At 53.9% G+C, this 24,177-nt stretch carries 21 protein-coding genes and 1 other annotated feature; of the genes, 4 read left to right on the forward strand and 17 right to left on the reverse strand.

Features of this window, described 5'->3' with window-relative positions; genetic code table 11:
- Nucleotides 1-2: 2 nt before the first annotated feature.
- From nhaR to dnaK, 4 genes are all read right to left on the reverse strand, one after another.
- Nucleotides 3-896 carry a transcriptional activator NhaR gene (nhaR, locus tag RT120_RS11780; protein WP_312982817.1) on the reverse strand — a complete coding sequence of 298 codons (894 nt, stop codon included), beginning with the start codon at nt 894-896 and terminating at the stop codon, nt 3-5.
- Between the two features lie 62 nt (nt 897-958).
- Complete coding sequence (gene nhaA / locus RT120_RS11785; protein ID WP_312982818.1) at nt 959-2,137, reverse strand: Na+/H+ antiporter NhaA; 1,179 nt, start codon at nt 2,135-2,137, stop codon at nt 959-961.
- Between the two features lie 240 nt (nt 2,138-2,377).
- Nucleotides 2,378-3,511: a molecular chaperone DnaJ gene (gene dnaJ, locus RT120_RS11790; protein ID WP_312982819.1), complete on the reverse strand. Its 1,134-nt coding sequence runs from the start codon at nt 3,509-3,511 to the stop codon at nt 2,378-2,380.
- A 149-nt stretch (nt 3,512-3,660) separates the two neighbouring features.
- Complete coding sequence (gene dnaK / locus RT120_RS11795) at nt 3,661-5,577, reverse strand: molecular chaperone DnaK (RefSeq protein WP_125293112.1); 1,917 nt, start codon at nt 5,575-5,577, stop codon at nt 3,661-3,663.
- Between the two features lie 291 nt (nt 5,578-5,868).
- Between dnaK and satP the strand changes: the two genes are divergently transcribed.
- Nucleotides 5,869-6,435, forward strand: coding sequence for an acetate uptake transporter (gene satP, locus RT120_RS11800; RefSeq protein WP_161659350.1), 567 nt, complete (start codon nt 5,869-5,871; stop codon nt 6,433-6,435).
- Nucleotides 6,436-6,482: 47 nt separating this feature from the next.
- Here the strand turns inward: satP and RT120_RS11805 are convergent, their stop codons facing one another.
- From RT120_RS11805 to tal, 7 genes are all read right to left on the reverse strand, one after another.
- Entirely contained in the window at nt 6,483-7,727 is a 1,245-nt protein-coding gene (locus RT120_RS11805) for an IS1 family transposase (RefSeq protein WP_312982903.1), read from the reverse strand.
- Between the two features lie 13 nt (nt 7,728-7,740).
- Nucleotides 7,741-8,883 carry an anaerobic sulfatase maturase gene (locus tag RT120_RS11810; RefSeq protein ID WP_312982820.1) on the reverse strand — a complete coding sequence of 381 codons (1,143 nt, stop codon included), beginning with the start codon at nt 8,881-8,883 and terminating at the stop codon, nt 7,741-7,743.
- Between the two features lie 54 nt (nt 8,884-8,937).
- A complete protein-coding gene (locus tag RT120_RS11815) occupies nt 8,938-10,389 on the reverse strand; it encodes a sulfatase-like hydrolase/transferase (RefSeq protein ID WP_312982904.1) in 1,452 nt (483 codons plus the stop codon).
- Between the two features lie 74 nt (nt 10,390-10,463).
- The gene (locus RT120_RS11820; protein WP_312982821.1) at nt 10,464-11,219 is read right to left on the reverse strand and encodes an outer membrane protein OmpK; all 756 of its coding nucleotides are present in this window, start codon (nt 11,217-11,219) and stop codon (nt 10,464-10,466) included.
- A gap of 244 nt (nt 11,220-11,463) precedes the next feature.
- Complete coding sequence (locus RT120_RS11825; protein WP_312982822.1) at nt 11,464-12,768, reverse strand: MFS transporter; 1,305 nt, start codon at nt 12,766-12,768, stop codon at nt 11,464-11,466.
- A 126-nt stretch (nt 12,769-12,894) separates the two neighbouring features.
- Nucleotides 12,895-13,482 (reverse strand): molybdopterin adenylyltransferase, encoded by a 588-nt coding sequence (mog, locus tag RT120_RS11830; protein WP_312982823.1) that lies wholly within the window; start codon nt 13,480-13,482, stop codon nt 12,895-12,897.
- Nucleotides 13,483-13,604: 122 nt separating this feature from the next.
- Nucleotides 13,605-14,558 (reverse strand): transaldolase, encoded by a 954-nt coding sequence (gene tal, locus RT120_RS11835; RefSeq protein ID WP_312982824.1) that lies wholly within the window; start codon nt 14,556-14,558, stop codon nt 13,605-13,607.
- A gap of 203 nt (nt 14,559-14,761) precedes the next feature.
- On the opposite strand from tal, the gene RT120_RS11840 reads away from it, so the two are divergent.
- Both RT120_RS11840 and yaaA read left to right on the forward strand, forming a co-directional pair.
- Complete coding sequence (locus tag RT120_RS11840; protein WP_312982825.1) at nt 14,762-16,195, forward strand: sodium:alanine symporter family protein; 1,434 nt, start codon at nt 14,762-14,764, stop codon at nt 16,193-16,195.
- 78 nt (nt 16,196-16,273) lie between these two features.
- The gene (gene yaaA / locus RT120_RS11845; RefSeq protein ID WP_312982826.1) at nt 16,274-17,047 is read left to right on the forward strand and encodes a peroxide stress protein YaaA; all 774 of its coding nucleotides are present in this window, start codon (nt 16,274-16,276) and stop codon (nt 17,045-17,047) included.
- Nucleotides 17,048-17,100: 53 nt separating this feature from the next.
- Here yaaA and thrC read toward each other — a convergent pair whose 3' ends face one another.
- From thrC to yjjY, 6 genes are all read right to left on the reverse strand, one after another.
- Nucleotides 17,101-18,387 carry a threonine synthase gene (thrC, locus tag RT120_RS11850; protein ID WP_312982827.1) on the reverse strand — a complete coding sequence of 429 codons (1,287 nt, stop codon included), beginning with the start codon at nt 18,385-18,387 and terminating at the stop codon, nt 17,101-17,103.
- A gap of 3 nt (nt 18,388-18,390) precedes the next feature.
- Nucleotides 18,391-19,320, reverse strand: a complete 930-nt coding sequence (thrB, locus tag RT120_RS11855) for a homoserine kinase (protein WP_312982828.1) — start codon at nt 19,318-19,320, stop codon at nt 18,391-18,393.
- Nucleotide 19,321: 1 nt separating this feature from the next.
- Complete coding sequence (gene thrA, locus RT120_RS11860; protein ID WP_312982829.1) at nt 19,322-21,784, reverse strand: bifunctional aspartate kinase/homoserine dehydrogenase I; 2,463 nt, start codon at nt 21,782-21,784, stop codon at nt 19,322-19,324.
- 24 nt (nt 21,785-21,808) lie between these two features.
- Nucleotides 21,809-21,926 (reverse strand) — a sequence feature (Thr leader region).
- A complete protein-coding gene (thrL, locus tag RT120_RS11865; protein ID WP_125293266.1) occupies nt 21,865-21,933 on the reverse strand; it encodes a thr operon leader peptide in 69 nt (22 codons plus the stop codon). It overlaps the preceding feature by 62 nt.
- A gap of 206 nt (nt 21,934-22,139) precedes the next feature.
- Nucleotides 22,140-22,826, reverse strand: coding sequence for a tRNA/rRNA methyltransferase (locus RT120_RS11870; protein WP_312982830.1), 687 nt, complete (start codon nt 22,824-22,826; stop codon nt 22,140-22,142).
- A gap of 397 nt (nt 22,827-23,223) precedes the next feature.
- On the reverse strand, nt 23,224-23,364 hold the full coding sequence (gene yjjY, locus RT120_RS11875) for a protein YjjY (RefSeq protein ID WP_085949465.1): 141 nt from the start codon (nt 23,362-23,364) through the stop codon (nt 23,224-23,226).
- Between the two features lie 96 nt (nt 23,365-23,460).
- Between yjjY and arcA the strand changes: the two genes are divergently transcribed.
- Nucleotides 23,461-24,177, forward strand: a complete 717-nt coding sequence (arcA, locus tag RT120_RS11880) for a two-component system response regulator ArcA (protein ID WP_002434287.1) — start codon at nt 23,461-23,463, stop codon at nt 24,175-24,177.

Here is a 24,177-nt window from a genome sequence, read left to right on the forward strand (position 1 = left end):
TGTTAAGGCGTAACAAACAAGGAGGAATAGTCGCGGTTACAGATGCGTTGCACCGCTGGATGCTGGATCATGCGCTCGGCAAAAATCGCATGATACTCTTCCATCACATTATCAATCCGGCCAATTTCCACGACCGTTTTATCGTCGAAAAAGTCCTGGGTATAGAGCGTCGGCGCGACAAAAATCGCATTATGGGCGCAGCCGAAGGCTTTCATCAGCGCGGCATCGTCGAACTCACCCAATATCTCGATATTCAGCGCCTGGGAGTTAAGCCAGTTCAGCACCTTACGGCCAAGCATTGAACGGCGGCCAGGAATAAGCAACCGGCGTTCTTCCAGACAGGCAGGAAACGGCTTTTCTGGCCCTGGCGTCTGGCACCAGAAACTGACACCGCACTCGCCAATTTTGACCGAAAACAGCCCTTCCTGCTGGGTGGAATCAATAGGGCAATCCGAAATAATCATGTCCAGCTTATGCTGGCTGAGCTGCTCCAGCAGCATTTCATGGGTGGATTCAAAACAGCGTAAATGGATCTGTTCATCTTCCACCACCGCGGCATCCAGCACGCCGCTGACCAGGCGTTTCGATAGCGCATCCGCGACGCCCACGTCAAACAGCAGGTGCGATTCCTTGCGATAGTTGACGATATCAAGCATCTCCTGGCTGAGCGTAAACATGCGGTCGGCGTAGCGGAACACCAGTTCCCCCAACTCGCTGGGCTCAATGCCCCGCCCTTTGCGCTTGAACAGCTTACCCTGTAGCCGCTCTTCTAACGCTTTAATCTGCCCGGTGATGGTTTGCGGCGTCAGATATAACGCTTCCGCCGCTCCCACAACCGACCCTTCCTTATACACGTGCCAAAAGTAGTAAAGGTGGTTGTAATTGATGTGTGACATATCGCTTTCGCTCCCTGATTAATAGTGATGTTCGGCAAGAACGCTTCCCTGTGTTTTTTTGTTCAGGCGCGAAGCGCCGCGCCTGAATATCGTATCCGTAACAGGCCGTAGCCTACGATTGCCGCCAGTAGCGAGCCGATAAGAATGCCCAGTTTTGCCCACGTAATGAACGCGGGATCGGCATGACTAAATGCCAGGGTTGCGATGAAGATGGACATGGTGAAACCGATGCCGCACAACACCCCAACCGCCATAATCTCCTTAAACGTGGTCCCCTCAGGTAGCGAGGCCAGCTTGAGTTTTAACGCCAGCAGGCAAAACAAACTGATGCCTAATGGCTTTCCAATAAACAGCCCGGCAATAATGCCCAACGGCAGCAGGGACGTGAGTCCTTCCAGCGTGACGCCCTGAAGCGAAACGCCCGCATTGGCGAAGGCAAACAGCGGCAGGATCAAAAACGCGACCCACGGATGCAGTATGTGCTCAAGCTCCCGGGCCGGAGAATGCCCTCTCTGCACCTTCAGCGGAATAAAGAAGCCGATGATCACCCCCGCCAGGGTGGCATGAATGCCGGATTTCAGTACTGCCGTCCAGAGTACGACGCCCACCAGAATATAAATACCGGTGCGGCGGACATTTAGCAGATTGAGTAGCACTAATACCGTAATCGCACCTGCAGCCACCAGTAACGACAACATCGAAAGCTGATGGGTATAAAACAGCGCGATGATGATAATCGCGCCTAAATCATCAATGATCGCCAGCGCCATCAGGAAGACTTTCAATGCAGGTGGCACCCGCTTACCCAGTAAGGCCAGTACGCCTAATGCGAACGCGATATCCGTCGCTGCCGGGATCGCCCACCCTTCACGGGTTGCCGGGTCCTGGAAATTGAGCAGCAGGTACACCGCTGCCGGGATCACCATTCCGCCTATGGCGGCAATAGCCGGAAATGCAGCCTGACGGCGGCTGGCCAGGGAGCCCTGCAATAGCTCCCGCTTCACTTCCAGCCCGATCAACAAAAAGAAGATCGCCATCAGCGCGTCATTAATCCATAACAGCAGATTTTTATTGATTTCAAGCACCCCAAACCGTATTTCTACCGGTGTGCTGAGAAACTGCTGATATCCCGCATGGGTGCTTTCAAGGTTGGCGAAGACCATAGCCAGCGCGGCGGCGATAATTAATATCACGCCGCCGGATGCTTCGTTTGCCAGAAAACGTTGAATCAATTTTGACATGCCTGACTACCTCAATAATTCCATATCTTCCATTAAAATACGATATATTTTCTATATTACCGCGCCTTAAAATTCGTTAAAAACAGTTTATTACGCCGATTCAGATCGTAATTTCCGAATTAAAAAACGAGTTTTAATGCATTTCAGGAAGCTTCTGAGTACTTTAATTGCTGAAAATATTTAAAAAAAAACCTGTACCTACTCAGTGTAGATACAGGTTTTTTGTGTATCGAATGGAGCTTAGCGCGTTAGATCATCGAAAAATTTCTTAACGCCATCAAAGAAGCTTTTGGAACGCGGGCTGTTTTTCTCGCCCGTCGGGCCGCCGAAACTTTCCTGCAAATCTTTCAGCAGTTGCTTCTGCTTCTCGTTGAGGCCCACCGGGGTTTCTACCACTACGCGGCATAACAGGTCGCCCTGAGCACCGCCGCGTACCGATTTCACACCCTTGCCGCGCATGCGGAACAGCTTGCCAGTTTGGGTTTCGTGCGGCACTTTCAGCTTCACGCGGCCATCCAGCGTCGGCACTTCGATTTCACCGCCCAGCGCTGCCATCGCGAAGTTAATCGGCACTTCGCAATACAGGTTGTTGCCTTCACGTTCGAAGATCGGGTGCTGTTTCACCTGTACCTGGACGTACAAATCGCCTGCTGGTGCGCCGTGCTCGCCTGCTTCGCCCTCGCCTGCCAGGCGAATACGGTCGCCGGTGTCCACGCCTGCCGGGATTTTAACCGACAGGGTTTTCGATTTCTCAACGCGTCCATGACCGTGGCATTTGGTGCACGGATCTTTGATCAACGTACCGCGGCCCTGACAGTGCGGACAGGTCTGCTGCACCGCAAAGAAGCCCTGACGCATCTGTACCTGGCCTGCGCCGTGGCAGGTCGGACAGGTCTGCGGTTGGGTGCCCGGTTTTGCGCCATTGCCGTGGCACACGTCGCACTCTTCCAGAGTCGGAATACGGATCTCTTTAGTGACGCCGCGCACCGCTTCTTCCAGCGTCAGCTCCATGTTGTAACGGAGATCTGCGCCGCGCGCCGCGCGCTGACGGCCACGTCCGCCGCCGAAGATATCGCCGAACACATCGCCGAAGATGTCGCTGAAATCCGCACCGCCGCCGCCAAATCCGCCGCCGCCCATGCCGCCCTGCTCAAATGCCGCATGGCCGTACTGATCGTAGGCCGCGCGTTTTTGCGCATCGGTCAGGATTTCATAGGCTTCTTTAATCTCTTTGAATTTGTCTTCAGCGTCTTTATCACCCTGATTACGGTCCGGGTGATATTTCATTGCCAGGCGTTTATAAGCCTTTTTGATTTCACGCTCTTCCGCGGTTTTCGGGACGCCTAAAATCTCGTAATAGTCTTTTTTCGCCATTTCTTTTATCTGCCCTTATTCCCTGTTTCATTCACGCCGCGCCCGCGTTGACCGTTACGCAACGCAAATTCATCCGGGAATACAAGAATAAACGGGCGGAGAGGAGATCCTCTTCGCCCGTATCAGTGTTTTACCCGTTCAAAGGGCGATTATTTTTTATCTTTAACTTCTTCGAACTCTGCGTCGACAACATCATCATCTTTCGCGTTGTTCGCAGAAGCGTCAGCACCGCCAGCCTGCTGCTGCGCGTGTTGCTGCTGGGCGATTTCCATCAACTTCTGGGAAACCTGGGCCAGCGCCTGCATTTTGGCTTCGATATCTGCTTTATCTTCACCTTTCAGCGCAGTTTCCAGCGCGGTCAGCGCAGACTCGATAGCGGTTTTGTCGTCAGCTGGCAATTGATCGCCTGCTTCTTCAACCTGCTTGCGAGTGCTGTGCACCAGGTGGTCAGCCTGGTTACGGGTCTGTACCAGCTCTTCGAACTTACGGTCAGATTCCGCATTCGCTTCCGCTTCGCGCACCATTTTCTGGATTTCATCTTCGTTCAGACCAGAAGATGCCTTGATGGTGATTTTCTGCTCGCGGCCGCTGTTTTTGTCTTTCGCAGACACGTGCAGGATACCGTCCGCATCGATGTCGAAGGTCACTTCGATCTGCGGCATGCCGCGCGGTGCCGGGTTAATCCCGTCCAGGTTGAACTGGCCCAGAGATTTGTTATCGCTGGCGCGTTTACGTTCACCCTGCAGCACATGGATGGTTACCGCAGACTGGTTGTCTTCCGCAGTAGAGAACACCTGGCTGTGCTTGGTCGGGATGGTGGTGTTTTTGCTGATCAGCGCCGTCATCACGCCGCCCATGGTTTCAATACCCAGAGACAGCGGGGTAACGTCCAGCAGCAGTACGTCTTTCACATCACCGGTCAACACGCCGCCCTGAACCGCTGCACCGATAGCCACAGCTTCATCCGGGTTAACGTCTTTACGCGGCTCTTTGCCAAAGAACTCGGCAACTTTTTTCTGCACCATCGGCATACGGGTCTGACCGCCGACCAGGATCACGTCCTGCACGTCGGATACGGACAGGCCAGCATCCTGCAGTGCCACTTTCAGCGGCTCGATGGAACGGTTCACCAGGTCTTCGACCAGGCTTTCCAGTTTCGCGCGAGTCACTTTGATGTTCATGTGTTTCGGACCGGTGGCGTCTGCAGTGATATACGGCAGGTTCACGTCGGTCTGCTGAGCAGAAGACAGCTCGATTTTGGCTTTTTCTGCCGCTTCTTTCAGACGCTGCATCGCCAGCGGATCGTTACGCAGATCGATACCCTGATCTTTCTTAAACTCTTCCACCAGGTAGTTGATCATACGGCTGTCGAAGTCTTCGCCACCCAGGTGGGTGTCACCGTTGGTCGCCAGTACTTCGAAGGTTTTTTCGCCGTCAACGTCGTCAATTTCGATAATAGAGATATCGAAAGTACCACCACCGAGGTCGTAAACCGCGATAGTACGGTTGCCGACTTCTTTATCCAGACCGTAAGCCAGCGCGGCAGCGGTCGGTTCGTTGATGATACGTTTTACTTCCAGACCTGCGATACGACCGGCATCTTTGGTTGCCTGACGCTGAGCATCGTTAAAGTACGCAGGTACAGTGATAACCGCTTCAGTTACCGGTTCGCCCAGGTAATCTTCAGCCGTTTTCTTCATTTTCTTCAGCACCTCAGCAGAGATCTGCGGCGGTGCCATTTTCTGGCCTTTCACGTCAAGCCATGCGTCGCCATTGTCGGCGGCGATGATTTTATACGGCATGATGGCTTCATCACGCTGCACTTCTTCATCCTGGAAGCGGCGACCGATCAGGCGTTTAATCGCGAACAGCGTGTTCTGCGGGTTAGTCACTGCCTGACGTTTAGCCGGCTGACCTACCAGAGTTTCGCCATCCTGTGTATAAGCAATGATAGAAGGCGTGGTGCGGTCACCCTCGGCGTTCTCCAGAACACGTGCGGTTGTACCATCCATAATCGCGACACAAGAGTTAGTCGTCCCCAGGTCGATACCAATAATTTTACCCATCTAAACGTCTCCACTAAAAATTCGTCATTATGTGGTTGTGAACCTGTAATAAGGGCGAAACCGTGAGTTTCAACTGCCCCTTCATTATTTTTCACGTCCACTCACTGCGGTTGACTACAAGATGGGGTCGTATCGCTGCGCATCAAGGGGCAACAAATAAAAATTTTTTCTTTTACCTGTGCAGATCATAGACGGCGGGGTATTGGCTGATTATTATGCCGCGCCCGACACGGATCACACTTTCTGGCGGCGGGAATTTCTATCTCTACATTCACATGTTTTTGAGGATTTATGGGCAACACGAAGTTGGCTAACCCCGCTCCGCTGGGATTAATGGGTTTCGGCATGACCACTATTCTGCTTAACCTGCACAATATCGGTCTTTTCCCGCTGGACGGCATTATTCTGGCAATGGGGATTTTCTACGGCGGCATCGCGCAAATTTTCGCGGGCCTGCTGGAGTTTAAGAAAGGGAATACTTTCGGTTTAACCGCGTTCACCTCTTATGGTTCCTTCTGGCTGACGCTGGTTGCGATCCTGCTGATGCCTAAAATGGGCCTGGCAGAAGCGGCTAACGGCCACTTCCTGGGTGTTTACTTAGGCATCTGGGGCATTTTCACCCTGTTCATGTTCTTCGGTACGCTAAAAGGCGCACGCGTTCTGCAATTCGTGTTCCTGAGCCTGACCGTTCTGTTCGCGCTGCTGGCTATTGGCCACCTGGCAGACAGCGAGAGCATCGTTCACGTAGCGGGTTGGATTGGCCTGATCTGCGGCGCAAGCGCGATTTACCTGGCGATGGGCGAAGTGCTCAACGAGCAATATGGCCGCACCGTGCTGCCGATTGGCGAACAGCACTAAGATTCAGCGCATCTTCACTCAACGGCTGCCGTCTGGCGGCCGTTTTTTTAACGCCCCCGGTTATATTCCGCCGCCAGATACTCCAACATACGCGCCACGTTGCGCGGCGCAAGCCGGTTTAACTGCGGCCAGACGGGGTGCCGGTTCAGCCACAACTCAAACGCTTTAGCTGGTTGCAGCGTGGCATGGCGAAATGACGCCTGCCCGGGATTTCCGGTGAGATAGCACACCGCCATGTCGTAACCCTTGTGGGAATAGCAGCGCCAGATATCGCGCCAGATAATACTGGAAACCACAGTATCGCTGCGTATGCGCCGGGTTTCGTCACGGGTACCACATTCATAAACAAAGCCGATATGGCTGCGCTGGGTGGCGATTTCATGGCGGTTCGCCATCAGGCATGCGCCATAAAGAAAGCATTCATGCTCCAGCCAGTGTTGAACGGACAGCACTCTTTTGTGAGTTAATGCGTGAACCAGCGCAAAGTGGCGATAGGCCGCAATGACCGGTTTCACCACCACGCCGGGATCGTCTCGTTTAAGCTCGGCCAGGCCGTAGGCCACATCAAACAGCAGCGGGCGTCGGCTGATAATGCGGTCTTTGTCGAAAACCTGCCGTATCGCGCTTTGCGCGCTGCGCGCTTCACCGGGCCGCGAGGGATACCACCACTCCCGGTCAATCCCCTCTTTTAGCGCGACATAGTTTGTCGACACGGCAATAACGCGGCTCGTTTTATTATCCGCCGTGACGATAAAATAAAGCTGGTTGTCACTGCCATTAAACCCAACGGTAAATGAAGTGGTAGAGAATTCCGCATTCAGGGATAAGGGCGGTACGTGCACTTGCTCAAGTCCCGCCAGAAACGCCAGGCGCGACAGTGCGCGGCTAATAAGCTGGCTTTCCTGATAGATCAACCTGAAGGGCTCACCGGTCGCGATGGCTTCGCGAAGTGGATTGAGTTTGCTGTCATAGGCGATGGGCTCGGCATAATGGCTAAAGCTGAAATTGCAGGCCCGACAACGCCAGCGCTGCTGCCCGCTGGTACTTCGCCCGTGCCGTACCAGCGCGTTTTCCTGCCCGCAGGTGGGGCAGTAAAGCAGCACACCGGCATAATGCTGGTTACTTTGCTGGCTGAACGCGCGTAACGCGCCTGGAGAGATGAACGGAAAATAGTAGCCGCATTCCGGGCAGCGGCAGTTACGTCCAATGTGCTGATAGAGAGAACTGTTCGTTACGCCGAATAACCGGCACCCGATCGTCTTGCAGCAATTAACATGCGCCCAGGCATTCATCACAGGCCGCTCGTTACGTCACATAATGACGAATATCAGAAGGCGAGTAACCCTGCTCAATCAGCGATTTCATCATCAGCATGTAAGGTTGAACGAACCGGAAAAACGCCTGGTAGCTCGGGCAAAAATAATTCAGCTTTTCAGGGCTATCCGAAGAGAGCGCTATGCGATCTTTCGGGCAGCCGCCATGGCAGGCGGATCTTACCTTGCAGGCAGCGCACTCTGACGCCAGAGGTGATTTGTTGTGACCAAACATTCGGTTCGCATCGCTGTCCAGCATCTCGCGCAGGGTATTCTGGTGCAGGTTGCCGAGCAGAAATTGCGGGCTGACGAAGTGATCGCACTGATACAAGTCCCCATTCAACTCCAGCGCGAACGCGCTACCGCATGTGGGTGCGAATACGCAACTTAATGCCGGGAGACCGCAGCAAACGGCAAAGGCATGTTCAAAAACCGGCACTTCAATCAGGCCAATATCGTGCCGCACCCACTGATAAAAAATCGTTTTCAGGAATATACCAAAGTCAGCGGGTTTAAGGCTGCGCTCGCTCACACCCTCTTCTGTGGTTTCCAGCAGCGGAATAAATTGCATATGGCGGCTGCCGAGTTTTTTTAAATAGTCATATACCCGTTGCGGATGCTGGCTGTTAAGCGCATTGACCACCGTTAAGGTGTTAAACGCCACCCCGTGTTTTTGCAGCAATTTCACTGCGGTTTCCACTTTATGATGCGTGGGTTTACCGGCATTGGTTTTGCGGTAAGCGTCGTGCAACGCCGCATCGCCATCCAGCGAAATACCAATCAAAAATTGATGTTGCCTGAAAAACCGGCACCAGGCATCGTCAAGCAGAATGCCGTTAGTCTGGAAGGTGTTGATGATGGTTTTACCCTGGGCGAACTGCTGTTGCAGCGCCACTGCGCGTTGAAAAAACGCCAGCCCTGCAAGCGTTGGCTCCCCGCCCTGCCAGGCGAAAATCACCTCATCGGTATCCTGGGCGGCAATCTGTTGCTGGACAAGCCGACTGAGCGTCTCGTCATCCATACAACGCGAATGGCGTTGCGGGTAGAGGCGTGCTTTATCCAGATAAAAACAGTAATCGCAGCCGAGATTGCATAACGCGCCGGTGGGTTTGACCATCAGATGGCAGCTTTTCATGATTCATTTCCTTTGATTAGCGGCCCCACGACTGACGCAGGGCCGCTGTTGCTGCTAGTTCCAGTCAACCGGGGTCGGTTTCTCGCCCCGCGCGTCCATTAACGCGTCATGCTCAATACTGGTTTTGTAATCCTCAAACGCCGCCAACAGCTGTTTTTCTACCTCTGGCTGCTTACCGAGCTGGTTCATGGTTTCGCCGCGATCCTGTTTCAGGTTGTAGAGGTATTTAGGTTTGCTGTCGCGGTCGAAAATCATCTTCCAGTCGCCGTCGCGCAGCGCCCACATATCGGTCGGATCGTCCTGGAATGGCATATCAATGGTGGTCAGGATCGGTTTATGGCGGGTGAAAGCTTTCCCTTCCAGCACCGGCACGATGGACTCCCCATCAATAACACGGTCTTTCGGCAAATCGAAGCGGGTTAATTCTGCAATGGTCGGCAGGACATCGAGACCGCTCACCGGGACCTCAGATACCGTGTCCGCCTGCAAATGTTTACCGTATTTCACGATGGCAGGAACACGCGTACCGCCCTCCCACAGATTATCTTTACGACCGCGCAGCCCATCGGTCTCACCCGCCAGGTTAAGCTCATACCACTTGCGGGCTTCGCGCGTTACCGGGCCGTTATCGCTGGTGAAGATCACGACGGTGTTGTCTTCCAGGCCCATGGCTTTAATTTTCGCCAGCAGCTTACCGACCTGCGCATCCATGTAGCTGATATTGGCGTAATACTCGCCCGGCCCACGATACGGTTTATCTGCCCAGTCGGCGTAGAACAGGTCCGGGTGCTGTTTCTGGTACGCGCTCATGTACGCGTTATACATATCGAGATATTTTTTCGGCGATGCCAGCGGGCTGTGAACTTCGGTAAACGCCACATACATAAAGAACGGGTTGGAGTCCTTTTTATTATCTAACCAGTTAACCGCTTCCTGGCTGACAAACTCGCCGCTAATTTGATTGACCGTGCCCAGCGCTTTCCCGTTACGATAAAAACCGTTGGGGTAGACCACGCCGTTACGCGGGCGATCTTTAACCTTATCCAGATCGCTGGTAACGAATCCGGCGGCATTCACCAGGGTGTACTGGAAGCCAGCATCTTCTGCCTGCGGTTGGTCATGGCGGTCCGCACCGGCGTTGAGGTGCCATTTGCCCATAATGGCGGTGTCATAGCCCTGGTCTTTGAGGTAATTGGCGATGGTTTTTTCATTACGCCCCAGCGCCACGTTTTTTGTTGTCGGTATCCATGAGCGAATGCCGGTACGGAATGGCGTCCGTCCAGTTAATAACCCGGCTCGGGACGGCGAGCAAAGCGGCGCAGGGGCATAATATTGAGTAAAACGCACGCCTTCCTGCGCCAGTTGGTCGATATTTGGGGTTTTGACAATCGGATGACCATAAACGCCCAAATCGCCATAGCCTAAATCATCCGCCAGAATAATCACTACGTTGGGTTTTTGCGGCGTATTTTCTAATGACGGCGTGGCCGCCATGGCAGAATGCATTGCCACCGGCGCGCAAAATACGGCGCTGACCAGTATGGCCAAAATATGTTTTTTCATCGCCTGTTCCTTATTAATTAGAATTCGTAGCCGAGCATATAAATCAATTGATCGCCGTAATCTTCATAGCCGAGTTTGTTATCGAAATAACGGTAGGTCATGCTGGCTTTTAAATGCGGATAGAATTTCCAGGTAAGCGTTAATCCGCCGTTAATACCGTTTTTGCTGTGCTGTTGTTCTGCATAAGCATCGTTACGGTCCAGTTCAAATTCGTTCCAGTTAGCGAGCACCATCTTTTCGCCCCACAGGTCGAAAAACCAGGCGGCCGTCCAGCCCACGATATAGCCATTCAGGCCATTCGCCTGGCCATACTCTTTTGAGGTGTAATCAGATGAGAGGTTATGCAGCGCGACGTAAGGTTTAATAAATCCCTGCGGGCCAGCCCAGCCTAAATAGCCGAAGCCGTACATCATATTCAGCTCGTCACCCCATTTATTTTCAAACTGACCATAAAGTTTGCCCATAAAACTAAAGTCAGAATCCAGTAAGCGGACATGAGTTTGCGCGGAAAGCACGTGGTTGCGCCCTTCAACCGGGTGATTTAATACGTTGCTTTCAAAGAAAGAATAAAACTCTGCTTTATCGAAGACAGCGCCGAAATCTGCTGTCGCTTTCCAGACTTCTCCACGGTGGGTATTGACAAAGCCGTCATTCCAGTTGGCGTACCCGGCATTAACTGAGCCGTAAGACGTTTTTAATTCCAACGCCTGTCCTTGCCCAACAAATAAAACAGCCAGCGCGAGCAGCGTACCCCTGAGGTCATTTATATTCATCGTTGTAACTCCCTGATGGTATTTTCCAAAAAACCGTTTATTCATCGGAGAGCATGGTAAGGAGAGCGTACTAAAAGATTCGTGATAATTTTCACACATTATTTGTGAAAATTATCACACTCGGGCGGGGTGACAAAATTTGGGGATAAGCGCCGGTTAACGTCTTGATTTGGCAAACAGGACATCCCAAAAAAAACGCCGTCAGCGGTAAGCGGACGGCGTCAGGTTAGCGGGTTCACAACAATTAATGGAGGGCCATGCGTTCAGATGTAACATCTGCCTGATAAATATCCTGCCGCAGCCAGATGCCCAGGCCAAGCCCCATCAGCGATAGCGCTAAAACGTACCAGGCAGGCGCCATCGGTGAAATACCCATTAACATCGTCACTGCGATAGGGGTTAAGCCGCCGAAGATGGCATATGACACGTTATAAGAGAACGAGATCCCGGTGAAGCGCACTTCGGCCGGGAAGGAGCGCACCATGACGTATGGCACCGCGCCCACCACGCCAACGCACAACCCTACCGTGCCATACAGTAAGAACAGTTGCTCAGGGTGCGCACCGGACAGGTGGTAGAAAAACCAGCTGGAACATGCCAGCAGCAGGCTGCCGATGATAAAGGTTTTGCTGGCCCCGAAACGGTCTACCGCCAGCCCGGCGATCAGGCAACCAAAGCACAGCATGATGGTGGCGATACTGTTCGCCTGAAGCGTCAACGCAGGCGCAAAGCCATACTGTTTTTGCAGCCAGACCGGCGACATCAAAATCACCACCACGATGCCCGCAGACAGCAGCCAGGTCAGCAGCATTGAGACCACCACCGCTTTTTTATGCCGTACCACTACGGCCTTAACCGGTAGCTCTTGCGCCAGCGCTTTGCGCTGCTGCATTTCGAGGAAAATCGGCGTCTCTTGCAACCAGCGGCGTAAATACATCGCGACCAGGCCAAACGCACCGCCAAGCAGGAACGGTACGCGCCAGCCCCAGTCATGTACCGCTTGCGGGGTCATACTGGTGTTGACCAACGTGGCGACGACCGAGCCAAGCAGGATCCCCACCGTCAGGCCCGCGGTCAGCGTTCCGCAAGCAATACCGATACGCCGCGCCGGGACGTGTTCAGCCACAAATACCCATGCGCCGGGCACTTCGCCGCCAATTGCCGCGCCCTGTAACAGACGCATCAGCAACAGCAATAGCGGCGCGGCAATGCCTGCGGTGGCATAAGTCGGCAATAAGCCCATCGCCAGGGTCGGCACCGCCATCAGCAGGATACTCAGCGTAAACATTTTCTTACGGCCAACCAGATCGCCAAAATGCGCCATGATGATGCCACCTAGCGGGCGTGCCAGATAGCCCGCCGCAAAGATGCCAAAGGTTTGCACCTGGCGCAGCCATTCGGGGATATCAGTGGGAAAAAACAGCTCGCCGACCACGGCCGCAAAGAAAACGAAGATAATGAAGTCGTAAAACTCCAGCGCGCCGCCGAGGGCGGCGAGAGTCAGCGTTTTATAATCCTGACGATTCAGAGGACGATTGTGTTGTGACATAAGAGACCGTGTGTAAACAGAGGTGGTTTAATAACGTTATACGATAACTGTAAAGTAACAATTACTATACCGTATCAATTGCATTACACCAGTTGCTTTCGCTGTTATGTCACACCACGGGAGATTTTAGGGTTTTATCTCGCGAATCGCACTCTTGGGACGAAATGCAGCTACCACATCAGCACATGTCTCTACATAGGGTCCATCAAGCAGTTGGATGCAGTAGGGAACGCTGGCAAAAATACCCGCGACGGCGACCTTACCGCTCGCGTCACGCAGCCCTTCCAGCGTTTCTTTAATCGATTTTGGCTGGCCAGGAAGATTAAGAATCAGCGCCTGTTTACGGATCACCCCAACCTGGCGCGACAAAATCGCCGTCGGCACAAAGTTAAGGCTAATCTGGCGCATTTGCTCGCCAAAGCCGGGCATTTCACGGTCGGCGACGGCCAGCGTCGCGTCAGGGGTCACATCGCGGCGAGCGGGGCCGGTGCCCCCAGTGGTCAGGACTAAATGGCAGCCCATCTCATCCACCAGCTCGCAGAGCGTTTGTTCGATAACCGGCTGTTCGTCCGGGATGAGGCGCGTTTCAACGGTGAACGGGGTAGTGAGTGCCGACGCGAGCCATGCTTCAAGCGCGGGGATGCCTTTGTCCTGATAAACGCCGGTGGACGCGCGATCAGAAACAGAAACCAGGCCAATACGTAATGTGTCCATATCCATTCCGATAATGATTCAAAAGTGACGGAATGATACACCGAGCGGGGAAATGCAGACAGGGGAAGCGGGGATTACGTGACGCAGAGCGTGTGGCCGGGCGAACCCGGCCACGGGAAAAATTACAGCAGATCGCCGATCATTTTTTCCAGCTTTTCCTGGTCAACCGCAAACTTACGGATGCCGTCAGCCAGTTTATCAACCGCCATCGGATCCTGGTTGTGCTGCCACAGGAACTCAGACTCGGTGATACGCTCAGGACGCGCTTTCACTTCGCCGCTGAAGGCCAGTTTACGTTCAACCGCGCCTTCGCTTTCCGCCAGTTCTTTCAGCAGTGCCGGCGCTATGGTCAGACGGTCGCAGCCCGCCAGTTCCAGGATTTCGCCCACGTTACGGAAGCTTGCGCCCATCACCACGGTTTCGTAACCGTGCTGTTTGTAGTACTCGTAAATTTCAGTGACTGACACCACGCCCGGATCTTCAGAAGCAGCGTATTCTTTCTTATCGGTGTTAGATTTGTACCAGTCGAGGATACGGCCCACGAACGGAGAGATCAGAAACACGCCCGCTTCAGCACAGGCGCGCGCCTGGGCGAAGGAGAACAGCAGCGTCAGGTTACAGTTGATGCCTTCTTTTTCCAACTGCTCTGCGGCGCGGATACCCTGCCAGGTAGAAGCCAGTTTGATCAGAATGCGATCGTTGCTGATGCCGGCATCGTTATACAGCTTGATCAGACGCTTGGCTTTTACGATGCTCGCTTCGGTATCGTAAGAAAGACGCGCATCCACTTCCGTAGAGATGCGGCCCGGGATCAGCTTCAGGATTTCCAGGCCGATATTCACGGCCAGCTTATCCGACGCATCCACAATCTGCTGCTCGCGGGAATCGCTTTGCGCACGCGCCCAGGTCACCGCATCGTCAATCAGTTTACGGTATTCAGGAATTTGCGCGGCGTTCAGAATTAAAGAAGGGTTGGTGGTTGCATCCTGCGGCTGGTACAGCTTCATTGCCGCGATGTCTCCGGTATCAGCCACTACGGTTGTGAACTGACGAAGGGAGGTCAATTTGTCCGTCATAATAGAGGTCTCTTCAAAACTGCGTGTTAGGGAGATGTAATCGGTCTGCGGTGATGATAACACGACGCCCGAACAGCGCAACCGCAGCAATTCAGGCAGGCACAGTGTGATAAACTACGGTATTCGATAGCCTGCAAAGTATCACAAAGGATAGCGGTCAGTGCTGTTGCGCAAACCGGGTGAGTTGATCAAGAGGGACGTGAATGCCGGATTTTCTGACGTTTATCAACGAAATACTTTGGGGCTCTATCCTCATCTATCTGCTGCTGTGCGCAGGGATATGGTTCACGTTGCGCAGCGGATGTGTGCAGTTCCGCTATATCCGCTTTTTCCTCCGGGCATTAAGAAAGAGTTTTACCCCGCAACCCGACGGCTTAACGGCATTCCAGGCGCTGTGCACCAGCCTGGCGGCGCGCGTCGGCAGCGGCAATATCGCGGGCGTAGCGCTGGCGATCTCAATGGGCGGCCCCGGCGCGGTGTTCTGGATGTGGGTAACGGCGCTGATCGGCATGGCGACCTCGTTTGCCGAATGCTCGCTTGCGCAACTGTATAAAGGCCGCGACCGCAACGGGCAGTTTCGCGGCGGCCCGGCCTGGTATATGGAGCGCGGGCTCGGTATGCGCTGGATGGGCGTGCTGTTTTCTCTGTTCCTGCTGCTGTCGTTTGGCCTGGTGTTTAATGCCGTCCAGGCCAGTTCTGTGGCCTTTGCGTTGGATCATGCCTGGCAAATTCCCAAATGGCTGACGGTCAGCGTGCTGGCGGCGCTAACCCTGCTGGTCTGCGTCCGGGGCATGCGCGGGATCGCCCGGCTGGCGCAATGGCTGGTGCCCGTGATGGCAATTCTATGGGTACTGACGGGGCTGGTGGTTATCGCTCTGCATCTCGACAAAATGCCGGGCGTGATCGACGCGATCTTTACTGGCGCATTTGGCTGGCAGGAAGCGGCGTCCGGCGTCATGGGCTATACCTTCAGCCAGGCGCTGACCAGCGGTTTTCAGCGCGGCATGTTTTCTAACGAAGCGGGCATGGGTTCGACGCCTAACGCGGCGGCAGCGGCCTCGTCATGGCCGCCCCACCCTGCCGCGCAGGGCATCGTGCAGATGATCGGCGTGTTTGTCGATACGGTGATTATTTGCAGCGCCACGGCGGTGATTATCCTGATCGCCGGGCTACCGGAAAAACCCCTGACGCCGGATGAGGGGATTTTGCTCACCCAACATGCACTGGTGAGCCTGTCCGGGCACTGGGCCAGCGGCTATCTGGGCCTTATCGTGTTGCTGTTCGCGTTTACCGCTATTGTCGCCAACTACGCCTATGCGGAAAATAATCTGGTGTTTTTGCGTATCGATACCCGGCGCAATATCTGGCTGCTGAGAATAAGCGTAATGGTGATGGTGATGCTGGGCGCAGTCGTCAACCTGACGCTGGTATGGCATCTGGCCGATATCTCTATGGCCCTGATGGCAATCACCAACCTGACGGCCATTCTGTTGCTGTCGCCCGTTGTGAAAACCCTCGCTGCGGACTATCTACGCCAGCGAAAGCTGGGGGTGAAACCGCATTTCGATCCGGCACGCTTTCCTGATATCCAACACCAGCTTGCGCCGGATGTCTGGGAAAATATCCCGCGAGAGTGAGCGCAAACTGATTGCATCCATTGGTCACCTTTGCATCAAAATTTGTTACAGTCACCAAAAAGCCTGTAAGGAAAAGCAATGCTGTTACTGATTTCACCTGCTAAAACTCTGGACTATCAAAGCCCGCTGGCGACGAAACGCTATACCCAGCCCGAGCTGCTGGAATACTCCCAGCAGTTGATTGGCGGAGCGCGCAATTTATCTGAAGCGCAGATCAAAGCGCTGATGGGCGTGAGCGATAAAATCGCCTCCCTGAACGCGACCCGCTTCCATGACTGGCATCCTGACTTTACTCCCGATAATGCGCGCCAGGCGATCCTGGCGTTTAAAGGGGATGTCTATACCGGGCTTCAGGCCGACACTTTCAGCGAGGCGGATTTCGATTTTGCCCAGCGTCATTTGCGGATGTTATCGGGCTTGTATGGCGTGTTGCGTCCGCTGGATCTGATGCAACCTTACCGGCTGGAAATGGGTATTAAGCTGGAGAATGCCAAAGGCAGCGATCTTTACACTTTCTGGGGCGACATCATTACCCATACCCTGAACGACGCGCTGGCGGCGCAGGGCGATAATGTCCTGGTTAACCTGGCGTCTGATGAATATTTCAAAGCGGTGCGCCCGGCGAAGCTGAACGCGAAGATTGTTAAGCCGGTATTCCTCGACGAGAAAAATGGCAAATTTAAAGTCATCAGTTTCTACGCTAAAAAAGCGCGCGGATTGATGAGCCGCTACGTGATTGAAAACCGCCTGACTCTGCCGGAACAGCTCACCCAGTTTGATATTGACGGCTACGCCTGGGACCGGGCGATGTCGAGTGAAACCGAGCTGGTATTTAAGCGTCCTGAACGCTAAGCAATAAAAAGGCCCGGCGCTTTCGCAGACCGGGCCATTGGGTTTAAGGCTTATCAGGCTTTGGTCATCATCAACTGACGTAACGCCGCGAAATCTGCCGGCAGCGAGTGCGACAACAGCGGCAGGTCAGCGCGCTCAGCCAGCTCTGTCGGCAGATCCAGCGTCTCACCCAGAATCGATTCTACGCTCTCTTTAAATTTAGCCGGATGCGCCGTACCGAGGAATAACCCGTATTCCCCCGGACGCAGTTGATCGCGTAACGCGCGATAAGCAATCGCCGCATGCGGTTCAGACACATAGCCGCCCGCTTTCAGCTCACGCATCGTTTCCTGAGTCACGTTATCGTCCACCGCCGCATGGCCGAGTTCATTCAGACGCCACACTTTACGACGGAACAGCTCTTCCACGCGCGGCCAGTTGTTCGGCTGGGAAACGTCCATTGCGTTAGACAGCGTCGCCACGGTGGCCTTCGGTTGCCATTCGCCGTTTTGTAAGAAACGCGGCACCGTGTCGTTGGCGTTAGTGGCAGCGATAAAGCGCTTCACCGGCAGACCGAGGGACTTTGCCAGCAGCCCGGCGGTGAGATCGCCGAAGTTGCCGCTGGGCACGGAAACCACCAGTTGGTTACGCGCTTCCTGCGGCAGTTGCGCCACGGCTTCGAAGTAATAGCAAATCTGCGCCAGCAGGCGGCTGATGTTGATAGAGTTCGCCGAATTCAGGCCCAGCGCCACTTTCAGTTCTTCATCGTCGAACGCCTGTTTCACCAGCGCCTGGCAGGCGTCAAAGTCGCCATCGATCGCCACGGTTTCAATGTTGCCGCCCAGGGTGCAGAACAGTTTTTCCTGTAGCGGGGAAATCTTGCCCTGCGGATAGAGGATCACCACGCGCACATTTTTGAGGCCGTAAAACGCGTGGGCTACCGCTGCGCCGGTGTCGCCTGAGGTGGCGGTTAAAATAGTCACCGGCTTGTCACCGCTGATGTGGGTCAGCATCTGGGCCATAAAACGGCCGCCGAAATCTTTAAATGCCAGCGTCGGGCCGTGGAACAACTCCAGGCAACCGATATCCGGCTCCACGCTTTTCACCGGTGCCGGGAAGGCAAACGCTTCGCGCACGCGGTTTTCCAGGATCTGTTGCGGGATTTCATCGCCAATAAACGCCGCGAGGATTTTTGCGCTGCGCGAGACGAAATCCAGCTTCAGCATCTCGTCGATTTCAGTGAGGCTGAATTCCGGTAAATCGTGCGGGAAAAACAGCCCCTGGTTTTTGCCAAGTCCTTGCGTAACGGCCTGCGCAAAACTGACCTGTTCGTTGTGATCTTTCAGATTATAAAGTTTCATGCGTTATCCCAGTACTCGTGCGCCAGCCGTGTCCAGACGGCAAATATGTACAAAGCCTTCCTGATTTTGCAGGTAGTGTTGTTGCAGCCAGTCCGCCATGCGCTGCGCCGTTTCCGGGTTATCGCACACCGCAAACAGGGTCGGACCGGAGCCGGAAATCCCGCAGGCCAGCGCCCCGATATCGGCAGCGGCCTGACGCGCCTGGCTAAAGCCCGGCAGCAGTTTGGTGCGATACGGTTCGGCAATCACATCGCGCATCAGCTTCGCCGCCAGCAGCGGCTGGCGGGTGTGGCAGGCGTGAATAAAGCCCGCCAGGTAACGCCCGTGAGCGATGCAATCCTGGCGGCGATACTGCGCCGGTAAAATCGCCCGCGCTTCGGCGGTGGAAACCTTAATACCCGGATAGGCCATGACCCACAGCCACTCATCAAAGCCTGGCACCTGCTGGCTGATAATGCCGTTCTCTTCCAGCATCAACTGCAACCCGCCTAAAAAGCAGGGCGCGACGTTGTCGTAATGAATGCTGCCGGAGATGCGCCCTTCCAGTTCGCCCATCAGCGCCAGCAAGCGCGTATCGTTAAGCGGCTTGCCGCAAAATTCATTCATCGCCATCAGGCCCGCCACCACGGAACAGGCGCTGGAGCCCAGACCGGAGCCGATCGGCATATTCTTTTCCAGGGTCATCGCCACCGGCACGGTTTTGCCGATCTCCTGGCAAAAACGCTCCCAGCACTGATAGACGATGTTTTCACGCGGCTCGCTGGGCAATTTGCTGACGAATTGCCCGCGATTGGTCAGCGAAAACTGCTCCGCCGCCTCAACCGTGACGCAATCGCCCAACAGCTCGCCGCTGGCGGGCGTCACCGCCGCGCCTAATACATCAAACCCCACGCTGACATTCCCAATGGAGGCTGGGGCATATACTTTGACCATTTTAAACTCCTAACTTCCATGACAGGGTACGCAGCAAATCGGCAAACACGCCTGCGGCAGTCACATCGTTACCCGCGCCGTAACCCCGAAGTACCAGCGGCAGCGGCTGATAATAGTGGCTATAGAACGCCAGGGCGTTTTCGCCGTTTTTAACTTTATACAGCGGATCGTTGCCATCTACGGCAGCAATTTTCACACGGCAGGTGCCATCTTCTTCGATAAGGCCAACATAGCGCAGAACTTTGCCTTCATCACGCGCCTGCGCCACCCGGGAAGAAAAGTCATCATCCAGTTGGTTCAGGCGAGCCATAAAGCTGGCGACGTCGCCTTCCGCGTCAAAACTCGCCGGGAGCACCGGTTCAACGACAATATCTGAAAGTTCCAGGCTGCGCCCGGTCTCACGTGCCAGAATCAACAATTTACGCGCCACGTCCATGCCGCTGAGATCGTCGCGCGGATCCGGCTCGGTATAGCCCATTTCACGCGCTGTGGCGGTGGCTTCGGAGAGTTTCATCCCCTCGTCCAGCTTGCCGAAAATAAACGACAGCGAGCCGGATAAAATGCCGGAGAAGCGTTGCAGCTCGTCACCGGCGTTCAGCAGGTTCTGGAGGTTTTCGATAACCGGTAGGCCCGCGCCGACGTTGGTGTCGTAGAGGAATTTACGGCGTGATTTCGCCGCCGCCTGACGCAACTGATGGTAGTAATCCATCGAGGAGGTATTGGCTTTCTTATTCGGGGTGACCACGTGGAAACCTTCGCTCAGGAAATCCGCGTACTGATCGGCCACCGCCTGGTTAGAGGTACAGTCAACGATCACCGGGTTGAGCAGGTGATACTCTTTCACCAGGCGGATCAGGCGGCCAAGATTGAACGGCTCCGATGCCTGGCCCAGCGCATCGCGCCAGTTTTCCAGATCCAGACCATGAACGTTAGTCAACAGCGCTTTTGAGTTGGCAACGCCGCACACCCGTAAATCGATATGCTTCTGCTTCAGCCACGCCTGCTGGCGCTTAAGCTGCTCCAGCAGCGCCCCGCCGACCCCGCCGACGCCAATCACAAACACTTCAATCACCTGATCGGTGTTGAACAGCATCTGATGAGTGACGCGCACGCCGGTGGTGACATCATCATTGCTGACTACCACCGAAATGGAGCGTTCAGACGAGCCCTGGGCAATCGCCACGATGTTGATATTGGCGCGTGCCAGCGCCGCGAAGAACTTGGCGGAGATGCCGCGCAGGGTGCGCATACCGTCGCCGACGACGGAGATAATCGCCAGACGCTCCATTACCGCCAGCGGCTCCAGCAATCCTTCTTTCAGCTCCAGATAAAACTCATCCTGCATCGCCCGCTGCGCCCGCACGCTGTCGGCCTGCGGCACGCAGAAGCTGATGCTGTATTCAGACGAAGACTGGGTGATCAGCACCACTGAAATACCTGCGCGGGACATCGCCGCAAACACACGCGCCGCCATGCCGATCATGCCTTTCATCCCCGGACCGGAGACGCTGAACATCGCCATATTATTCAGGTTACTGATGCCCTTCACCGGCAGGCCGTCTTCATCGCTGCTGGCGCCAATCAGAGTGCCTGGCGCTTGCGGGTTGCCGGTATTTTTAATCAGACAGGGGATTTGGAACTGGGCGATAGGGGCGATAGTGCGGGGGTGGAGAACTTTTGCGCCGAAATAGGAAAGCTCCATGGCTTCCTGATACGACATCGATTTCAGTAGCCTGGCGTCCGGCACCTGGCGCGGGTCGCAGGTATATACGCCGTCGACGTCAGTCCAGATCTCACAACAGTCGGCGCGCAAACAGGCGGCCAGCACGGCGGCGGAATAGTCAGAACCGTTACGGCCCAGCACCACCAGCTCGCCCTTCTCATTCCCGGCAGTAAAACCGGCCATCAGGATCATATGATCGGCGGGAATACGGCTGGCGGCGATACGACGGGTGGATTCAGCGATATCCACTGTCGATTCGAGGTAATGGCCCACCGCCAGCAGTTTTTCAACCGGGTCGATAACGCTGACCTTATGGCCGCGCGCCTCAAGCAGGCCCGCCATAATGGCAATCGACAATTTTTCACCACGGCAAATCAGCGCCGCATTGATGCTGTTCGGGCACTGCCCAAGAAGGCTGATGCCGTGCAGGATATGGTTAATCTGGGCAAATTCGTGGTCGACCAGAGCCTTGAGTTGCGCCAGAGGGAAACCGGGTTGCTCAGCGGCCAGGCCGTTAAGCAGATCGGCAAAGATTTTTTCGGCATCGCTGATATTCGGCAGCGCATCCTGACCCCCAATGGTTTTTTCAATCATTGCCACCAGATGGTTAGTAATTTTCGCCGGGGCAGAGAGAACCGTCGCCACCTGCCCCTGTCTGGCATTACTTTCCAGAATGTCGGCTACGCGCAGAAAACGTTGCGCATTCGCCACTGATGTACCGCCAAATTTCAACACTCGCATGGTATTACCCCTTGATTTCTAGTCGAAAAAAAAGCCCGCACTGTTCAGGTGCGGGCTTTTTTCAGTTTTTCCTGTACGCGTCAGCCCGCCCCGTTACCTGTGGTAATGGTGGTGGTTGTAATAATGGTGTTCAGGCTGATGCGAGTCATGGATGTTGTGTGCTCTGTATCTAATTTCTGTTGCTGTACCCTATTGGTTAAAGTATCTGTTGCGCCAAGTCAATGAATTTCTCATTTAGTCACTTTTCGCAACCATCACTCACCATTCTGCCGCCGGGTCATAAAATATCGGATACGACGAGTGAACGGCGAATAACCCCAACCTTATCACCATGGATTGCTTAAAAGGCAGAGTTTTACTCTGTGAGTTTTTTTTCGATATCGTGCAGTAAACGGTGCAACATGGCGGTATCGCGCTGTTCAAGAAGCCCTAAACGCTGAGTCAGCCAGTCAGACATTTTGTTGTCATCCTGAACGTCGAGTTTTTCAAGCAATACGCTAACGCGACGGCGCAACGCGTCAAGTTGCTGTCCCGGCACCGGTTCGCTCTCTTCCCGCGTCGTTTGCATTAATGATGCTAATTGATAGCAATACACCATGACTGCCTGCCCCAGGTTTAGTGAAGGGTAATCCGCAACCATAGGCACGCCCGTTAAAATATCTGCCAGTGATAATTCATCATTCGTCAGACCGGAATCTTCCCGGCCAAATACCAGCGCAATTCGGCTCATCCATTGTTGCTTTTCTTGCAATAACGGCACCAGTTGCTCCGGCGTGGCGTAATAATGAAACTTCGCCCGGCTTCGTGCGGTGGTCGCAACGACAAAGTCAACGTCGGCAACCGCATCGGCAAGTGTCGGGTAAATTTTAACATTATCAATAATATCGCCCGCACCATGGGCGACCCACCGTGCAGCAGGTTGTAAGTGGGCGTCGCTGGCAACAATGCGCAACTCACTAAAACCCATCGTTTTCATTGCCCGCGCAGCGGCACCGACATTTTCTGGTCTGGCGGGTGATACCAGAATTATTGGAAATAGCATTCAGTTCTCTCATGCCAATAAATGACAAAAAAACGTGATAGAGCTCAACATATTACGCGGCGAGAATTTACATTGCGATAACAAAAAGCGCAGTATTTGAACAAGGTGTTTTATCAGGATTATTTAAGTTTTCTTCTATAAAAGCTTCAAGCAATATGTTAATAAAAGTATGATATCATTCTGTTTAGCATGAATAAATTTTATTAAGATATTGCCTTAAAATTGGATTCAGTCTATTAATTAGTTAACGCATGAAACTATCGGATAGTTTGCAAAATTGTGATTATCCCGAGTATTCAGCGACGATGATTTCAAGAAATTGTTATCGTGCTACAATTGAATTTGATATATGTCAACGAAGCGTAGTTTTATTAGGTGTCGCCGTTCTCTTAGCCTGTTATGTTGCTGTTAAAATGGTTAGGATGGCAGCCGTTTTTGACACCGTCGGGTCCAGAGGGAAAGTACCCACGACCAAGCTAATGATGTTGTTGACGTTGATGGAAAGTGCATCAAGAACGCAATTACGTACTTTAGTCATGTTACGCCGGGCATGTTAATTTTCAGTATGTACCAGGCAGGTCAGGGACTTTTGTACTTCCTGTTTCGATTTAGTTGGCAATTTTAGGTAGCAAACATGCAGACCCCGCACATTCTTATTGTTGAAGACGAGTTGGTAACACGCAACACGTTAAAAAGCATTTTCGAAGCAGAAGGCTACGATGTGTCTGAAGCCACCGATGGCGCTGAGATGCATCAGATCCTCTCTGACAATGACATCAACCTGGTGATCATGGACATCAACCTGCCGGGCAAAAACGGCCTGTTGCTGGCGCGCGAACTGCGTGAGCAAGCCAACGTGGCGCTGATGTTCCTGACCGGCCGCGATAATGAAGTCGATAAAATTCTCGGCCTCGAAATCGGCGCGGACGACTATATCACTAAGCCATTCAACCCGCGTGAACTCACCATTCGCGCACGTAATCTGCTGTCGCGTACCATGAATCTTGGCACCATCAGCGAAGAGCGTCGCAATGTTGAAAGCTATAAGTTCAACGGTTGGGAGCTGGACATCAACAGCCGTTCGCTGGTGAGCCCTAACGGTGAACAGTATAAGCTGCCGCGTAGCGAATTCCGCGCCATGCTGCACTTCTGTGAAAATCCGGGCAAGATTCAGTCCCGCGCAGAACTGCTGAAGAAAATGACGGGTCGTGAGCTTAAACCGCACGATCGTACTGTCGACGTCACTATCCGCCGCATTCGTAAGCATTTCGAATCAACCCCGGATACCCCGGAAATCATCGCCACCATCCACGGCGAAGGTTACCGTTTCTGCGGCGATCTGCAGGAATAA

This window comes from Atlantibacter sp., assembly GCF_032062175.1.
Lineage (GTDB): Bacteria > Pseudomonadota > Gammaproteobacteria > Enterobacterales > Enterobacteriaceae > Atlantibacter.